This window comes from Neoroseomonas rubea, from assembly GCF_016106015.1.
In the GTDB taxonomy this organism is placed as follows: Bacteria; Pseudomonadota; Alphaproteobacteria; order Acetobacterales; family Acetobacteraceae; genus Neoroseomonas; species Neoroseomonas rubea.
Window position 1 is genome coordinate 1 of sequence record NZ_JACADQ010000232.1, and the last position, 6,703, is coordinate 6,703.

General features: G+C 71.4%; 7 protein-coding genes. 5 read left to right on the forward strand and 2 right to left on the reverse strand.

Annotated elements, in window-relative coordinates; genetic code table 11:
* A partial coding sequence (locus HW577_RS17925; protein WP_198377511.1) for a GNAT family N-acetyltransferase occupies window positions 1–224 on the reverse strand: 224 nt, incomplete at its 3' end.
* Between the two features lie 98 nt (window positions 225–322).
* Window positions 323–1,408: a branched-chain amino acid aminotransferase gene (locus HW577_RS17930; protein ID WP_198377512.1), complete on the reverse strand. Its 1,086-nt coding sequence runs from the start codon at window positions 1,406–1,408 to the stop codon at window positions 323–325.
* A gap of 135 nt (window positions 1,409–1,543) precedes the next feature.
* Here HW577_RS17930 and HW577_RS17935 point away from each other — a divergent pair, with 135 nt between their 5' ends.
* From HW577_RS17935 to HW577_RS17955, 5 genes are all read left to right on the forward strand, one after another.
* Window positions 1,544–2,083, forward strand: coding sequence for a MarR family winged helix-turn-helix transcriptional regulator (locus tag HW577_RS17935; RefSeq protein ID WP_198377513.1), 540 nt, complete (start codon window positions 1,544–1,546; stop codon window positions 2,081–2,083).
* Window positions 2,080–2,787, forward strand: a complete 708-nt coding sequence (locus tag HW577_RS17940; protein WP_198377514.1) for a response regulator — start codon at window positions 2,080–2,082, stop codon at window positions 2,785–2,787. Before HW577_RS17935 ends, HW577_RS17940 begins: the two co-directional genes overlap by 4 nt.
* A gap of 145 nt (window positions 2,788–2,932) precedes the next feature.
* Complete coding sequence (locus HW577_RS17945; RefSeq protein ID WP_198377515.1) at window positions 2,933–4,252, forward strand: ATP-binding protein; 1,320 nt, start codon at window positions 2,933–2,935, stop codon at window positions 4,250–4,252.
* Between the two features lie 81 nt (window positions 4,253–4,333).
* On the forward strand, window positions 4,334–5,029 hold the full coding sequence (locus HW577_RS17950) for a CBS domain-containing protein (RefSeq protein WP_198377516.1): 696 nt from the start codon (window positions 4,334–4,336) through the stop codon (window positions 5,027–5,029).
* 462 nt (window positions 5,030–5,491) lie between these two features.
* The coding region (locus tag HW577_RS17955; protein WP_332837753.1) for a DEAD/DEAH box helicase at window positions 5,492–6,703 on the forward strand (1,212 nt) is incomplete at its 3' end.

Here is a 6,703-nt window from a genome sequence, read left to right on the forward strand (position 1 = left end):
AGCGCCGCCGCCGCGCGTCCCAGCAGCAGCGGCCCCAACCCGCCGCCGCGGCGGCCCGGGCGCAGATGCAGGTTGTCGATGTAGCATTCGCCATCGGCCAGCCAGGCGGCGCAGAAGCCGACGAGCGCGCCATCCTCCTCCGCCAGCAGCACGATGCCCGCACGCGGGGCGGCGAAATGCGCGCGCCACATCTCCCGGTGGAGCGTGGGCAGGCGGTCCAGCACCGCCGCCGGCAGCAGCGCCGCGTAGGCGTCGCGCCAGGAGGCGGTGAGCAGGTCGGCGACGGCGTCGCTGTCGGGCGCCGTCGCGTCGCGGAGGTGGATCAGCCGGCCTCCGCCATTTCGGGCACGAGGCTGGTCCAGCCATGCGGGTCGTTGGTGCGGCCGTACTGGATGCCGGTGATGGCGTCGTACAGGCGCTGCGTGACCTCGCCCGTGACGCCGCCGTTGATCAGCACGTCCTCCCCCTTGTAGCCGAGGGTGCCGACGGGGGAGACGACGGCGGCGGTGCCCGTGCCCCACATCTCGCGCAGCGTGCCGTCGCGGCCGGCCTGCATCACCTCGTCGATCGAGATGGCGCGTTCCTGCACGTTCAGGCCCCAGTCGCGCATGAGCTGGATGGCCGAGGCACGCGTCACGCCATCGAGGATGGTGCCGGCGAGCGGCGGCGTGATCACCTCGTCGCCGATGCGGACCATGATGTTCATGGTGCCGACCTCATCGAGGTACTTGCGGTGCACGCCATCGAGATACAGCACCTGCGTGTAGCCGGCCTTGGCCGCATCCTGCTGGCCGGCGAGGGACTGCGCGTAGTTCGCCGCGGTCTTGGCTTCGCCCGTGCCGCCGCGCACCGCGCGCACATGGCTGTCGGAGGCCAGGATGCGCACCGGCTTCACGCCTTCCTTGTAGTAGGAGCCCACCGGCGAGAGGATCAGGAAGTACAGGTAGCTGTGCGCCGGATGCACGCCGAGCATCACGTCGGTCGCGATGATCGTCGGCCGCAGGTACAGCGAGGTCCCCGCCTTGCGCGGCACCCAGTCCGCATCGACCGAGACGAGCGCGTCGAAGGACTGGCGGATCAGCTCCACCGGCAGCGACGGCATCGACATGATTCGCGCCGAGCGGTCGAAGCGCTGCGCGTGGCGGTCGGCGCGGAACAGCCGGATGCGGCCATCGTCGCCGCGAAAGGCCTTCAGCCCGTCGAAGATCGCCTGGCCGTAATGCAGCACCGAGGTCGCCGGGTCGAGGCTGAGCGGGCCATAGGGTTCGATGCGTGGATTGAACCAGCCCTTCCCCTCCTCGTAGTTCATCAGGAACATGTGGTCCGTCATGACCTTGCCGAAGGCGAGCGAATCGTCGGACGGCCGCGTCTTGGGCGTGGCGGTGCGGGTGATCGGGAACTGGCCCATGCTGCGTTTCCTTCCGGGTTTCTGCTCTGTGCGGGCGCGTGGTAGCGAAAGAATGTTGCGCAGGATGGCAATAAGTTAGAATGACACGCCGGATGCGTCAATGATACTGACCCAAGAGGAGGTCGAGCCGAACACATGCCAGCCAAGACCGCAGCGCAGGTCGTCGAAGCCCCGGAACGCAGCCCGCTGCCCGCCGGGCGCAACCTGCTGTTCCTGCGGGAGGAGGAACTGCGCCTCGCCCAGGACCTGCTGTTTTTCGGCTACCGGGACTTCACCGCCGGGGCGGACGAGATCCTGGCCGAGCTCGGCATGGGCCGCGCGCATCATCGCGTGCTGCATTTCGTCGGCCGCCGGCCGGGCATCACGGTGGGCGACCTGCTCGGCATCCTCGGCATCACCAAGCAGAGCCTGGGCCGCGTGCTGCAGCCGCTGGTCGAGGAGGGCTACGTGACCCAGACCCCGGGGCGCACCGACCGCCGCCAGCGCCTGCTGGCGCTGACCGACAAGGGTGCGGCGCTGGAACGCCGCCTGTTCGAGCGGCAGCGGGAGACGGTCATGCGCGCCTATCGGGAAGCCGGCCCCGCCGCGGTGGAAGGCTTCCGCCGCGTGATGCGCGGGATGATGGGCGAGGACGCGCGCGCGGCCTGCGACCTGCTCGGGGAGCCCGCGCGATGAACGGCGCGGTGGAACCCGCACATCTTCTGGTCGTCGACGACGATGCGCGGCTGCGCGACCTGCTGCAGCGTTTCCTCACCGAGCACGGCTTCCGCGTCACGGCGGTGTCGGATGCCGCCGCGGCGCGGCGCGCCATCGCGTCGATGATGTTCGACCTGCTGGTGCTCGACGTGATGATGCCGGGGGAATCCGGCCTGTCGCTCACCGAAGCGCTGCGCGCCGACGGCAACGAGGTGCCGATCCTGATGCTGACCGCGCGTGGCGCGCCGGAGGACCGCATCGCGGGCTTCGAGCAGGGGGTGGACGACTACCTTGCCAAGCCCTTCGACCCGCGGGAGCTCGAGCTGCGCATCCGCACCATCCTCCGCCGCGCCGCGCCCGCGGCCGCGCCCGCCCCGCCAAGCGTGCCGGTGCAGCTCGGCCCGCGCTGGTTCGACGTCGAACGCGCCGAACTCCGCGGCCCGGAGGGCATCGTGCGGCTGACAGGCGGCGAGGCCTCGCTGCTCCAGGCGCTCGCCCGCCGCCCGGGGGAGGTGCTGAGCCGGGAGGATATCGGCGCGGCGCTCGGCACGCCCGAAGCGGGCGAACGCGCGATCGACGTGCAGGTGACGCGACTGCGGCGGAAGGTGGAGACGGACCCGCGCGAGCCGCGCTTCATCCAGACGGTGCGGCATCGCGGCTACGTGCTGAGGCCGGGGCCGTGAAGAAGAAAGAGCGGGGGAGGGTGAACCTCCCCCGGGCCCCCTCCCTTTTCTATCTCTTGGCGACTGACTCCCGCTGTCAGTCCCCAACAGACAAAAAAGGTTGGGGGGCCCGGGGGGAAGTTCCCTTCCCCCCGCACGCCACGAAATGCGCGCGCTGATCCCCCGCGGCCTGCTCGGCCGCGCCCTTCTCATCATCCTCGTTCCGCTCGTCGCGGTGCAGTTGGTGGCGCTGTTCCTGTTCTACGGCAGCCATCTCGACGTCATCTCCCGCCGCCTCGCCGCGGCGGTGGCGGGCGATGTCGCGATGGTGGTGGAACTTCTCGCGCGCAATCCGCGCGCGGAGGATCGCGGCTGGATCTTCCGCGAGGCCGCCTGGCGGCTCGACCTCTCGCTCGCGCTCGAAAGCGGCGCGGCGCTGAGCCAGGCGGGGCATCGCGCGGCATCGCTGCCGCTGCTGCCGCTCGAGGAGGATCTCGATGCGGCGCTGCGCGAGCGCGTCGGCCTGCCCTTCGACACGGACTGGCAGTCCGACCCGCGCAGCGTGATCATCCGCGTGCAGTTGCCCGATGGCGTGCTGCATGTCGAAGCGGCGCGCAAGCGGCTGTTCAGCGGCACGCTCTATCTGTTCGTCATCTGGGTCGTCGGCTCCTCGCTGCTGCTGTTCGGCGTCGCGGCGCTGTTCATGAAGAACCAGGTGCGCGCCATCCGCCGGCTCGCGGAAGCGGCGGAGGCCTTCGGCCGCGGCCGCGACCCCGGGCCGATGAAGCCTGAGGGCGCGGCCGAGGCGCGCCAGGCCGCGGTCGCCTTCAACGCCATGCAGGGGCGCATCCGCCGCTTCGTCGAAAGCCGGACGGAGATGCTGGCCGGCATCAGCCACGATCTGCGCACGCCGCTCACCCGGCTGCGCCTCGGCCTCGCCATGCTGCCCGCCGCCGCGCGCGACGACGCCGCGGCGATGACGCAGGACGTGGAGGAGATGGACCGGCTGATCGCCGCCTACCTCGCCTTCGCACGCGGGGAAGGGATCGAGCAGGCGCTGCCCGCGGACCTCGCGGAACTCGTCGAGGAAGCGGCCGCCAAGGCAAGGCGGGACGGGGCGCAGGTGGAACTCTGCCTGCCGGAGGATGGCCTCGTGATGCCGCTGCGCGCCGATGCGCTGCGACGCTGCCTGGGCAACCTGCTCGACAATGCGCGCAGGCATGCGCGGCGGATCGCGGTCGGCCTCGCCCGCGTGCCGCGCGGGGAAGCCGGCGCCTGGGCGGTGGTGACGGTGGACGACGACGGGCCCGGCATCCCGGAGGAACAGCGGGAGGAAGCCTTCCGTCCCTTCGCCTCCTTCTCAGCCGGCGGCACGGGGCTGGGGCTCGCCATCGCGCGGGACATCGCGCGCGCCCATGGCGGTGACATCGTGCTGGAGGAAAGCCCGCTCGGCGGGCTCAGGGCGCGGGTGCGGCTGCCGGTGTGAAGCCGCGCGCGCCTTGATCCGCGTCAAGACACGGCGGCGTGATTTCCCCGAAACTGCGCAAAACAGCCGGAGAACACGCCCATGCGCGCACGCGACATCATGACCACCGACCCCGTCTCGGTCGCCCCCGAGACGCCGCTCGAAGCCGTCGCGGCGCTGATGGCCGAGCGCGCCGTCTCAGGCCTGCCGGTGGTCGATGGCACGGGGCGCCTGCTCGGCATCGTCACCGATGGCGACCTGATGCGCCGCCTCGCGGCGAAGGAGGAGAAGCCGGCGTCGTTCCTCGCCACCCTGCTCGGCGCCAATGCCGACCAGGCGGCGCGCTACGCCAAGACGCATGGCCGGCGCGTCGGCGACGTGATGACGACCGACCTAGCCACCGTCGGCGAGGACGCGACGGTCGAGGAAGTGGCCCACCTGCTCGAATCCCGCCGCATCCGCCGCGTGCCGGTGCTGCGCGAGGGGATGCTCGTCGGCATCGTCTCCCGCGCCGACCTGCTGCGCGCGGTCATGGCGCCGATCGCCGCCGGCGCGCAGGAAGACGCATCCGACCCGCGCATCCGCCGCGCCATCTACGCCGCCATGCGCGACGAACCCTGGATCAGCACACGCTACATCTTCCCCATGGTGAAGGACGGCGTGGTGTCCTTCCACGGCTTCCTCGGCAGCGAGACGGCGCGCACCGCGCTGCGCGTCCTCGCCGAGCGGGTGCCCGGGGTGAAGGAGGTCCGCTTCGACACCGTCCCCGCGCCGGCCTTCATGCTCGGCGTGCCATGATCCCCGCGGCATCGGTTCCCGACCGATGCCAAGGTCGCGAACGCGGCCCGCCAGGAGTCTGGCGAGCCAAGGAAACCGGAGGTTTCCGCCCGGCGCCTGAGGGCAAGCCGACACGGATACCAGCGGTCGAAGAATTCGACCGCTGGCATGAGGGGGAGGCCGCTGCGTGAGCATCCGCCGCCCGTGGCATGTGACCCCATCGGTCAGCACGACTCACCTTTTTCATTGTTTTTCCACGCCCGGGGGCGCATAGGGGCCGCGTCGCGCGGGTCGAACCGCGCCGCACGCGCCGCCCCGGCTGCGGTATCGGTCCCCGCCAGATCGTCTCATCAAGACGACACGCGGTGCGGGCCCGGGCCTGGGGCGCCGGCGCGCCCGACCAACAGGATCGTCCCAATCCCGCGGGACCTTCTCTCCGCACCGACGCGCCCGGCATCCCCGCGCGCGCGTGACAGGATCATCGTGACCAATGAATTCGAGGCGCTGAGCCTCGACACCCGCATCCTCCAGGCGCTCGCCGAGGAAGGATACACCACCCCCACCCCCATCCAGTCCCAGGCCATCCCGATCGTGCTCGAAGGGCGCGACCTGCTCGGCATCGCCCAGACCGGCACCGGCAAGACCGCGGCCTTCGGCCTGCCGCTGCTGCATCGGCTCGCGCAGGAAAAGGGCCGGCCGCCGCGCTTCGGCTGCCGCGCGCTCATCCTCTCCCCCACCCGCGAACTGGCATCGCAGATCGCCGACAGCCTCAAGGCCTATGGGCGGCACCTCGGCCTGACGGTCGCGGTCGTCTTCGGCGGCGTGGGCTTCGGCGCGCAGCGCACGGCGCTTGCCCGCGGCGTGGACGTGCTCGTCGCCACGCCAGGCCGGCTGCAGGACCTGCTCGACCAGGGCGCCGGGCGGCTCGACCAGATCCAGACGCTGATCCTGGATGAGGCCGACCAGATGCTCGACAAGGGCTTCCTGCCGGCCATCCGCCGCCTGCTGAAGTCGATCCCGGCCCAGCGCCAGACCATGTTCTTCAGCGCCACCATGCCGACGGAAATCAACCGCTTGGCCAGCGAGATGCTGAAGGACCCCGCGCGCGTGTCCGTCGCCCCCGTGGCGACGACGGCCGAAAAGGTCGCCCAGCGCGTCATCCACGTGGCCGCCTCCGGCAAGCGCCAGGTGCTCGCCGAGATCCTCCGCATGGAAGGCATCGGACGCACCCTGGTGTTCAGCCGCACCAAGCACGGCGCCGACCGCATCGTGAAGCAGCTGGACCAGGACGGTATCAGCGCCAACGCCATCCACGGCAACAAGGCGCAGAACGCGCGCGAACGGGCACTCGCGGCCTTCCGCGACGGCACCGCCCCGGTGCTGGTCGCGACCGACATCGCCGCCCGCGGCATCGACGTGGACGGCGTGACCCACGTGATCCAGTTCGACCTGCCGGAGGTGCCGGAAACCTACGTCCACCGCATCGGCCGCACGGCCCGCGCGGGCGCGTCGGGCGAAGCGATCGCCCTGTGCTCCCACGAGGACCGCGACAAGCTGCGCGCGATCGAGAAACTGATCCGCCAGCAGATCCCGGCCGAAACCCGGGCGGGCATGACCGCCCCCGCGGCGGGCGACGCGCCGGCCCCGGCGCGCACCAGCCAGCCCAAGGGCCCGCGCGGCGAGCACCGCCCGCAG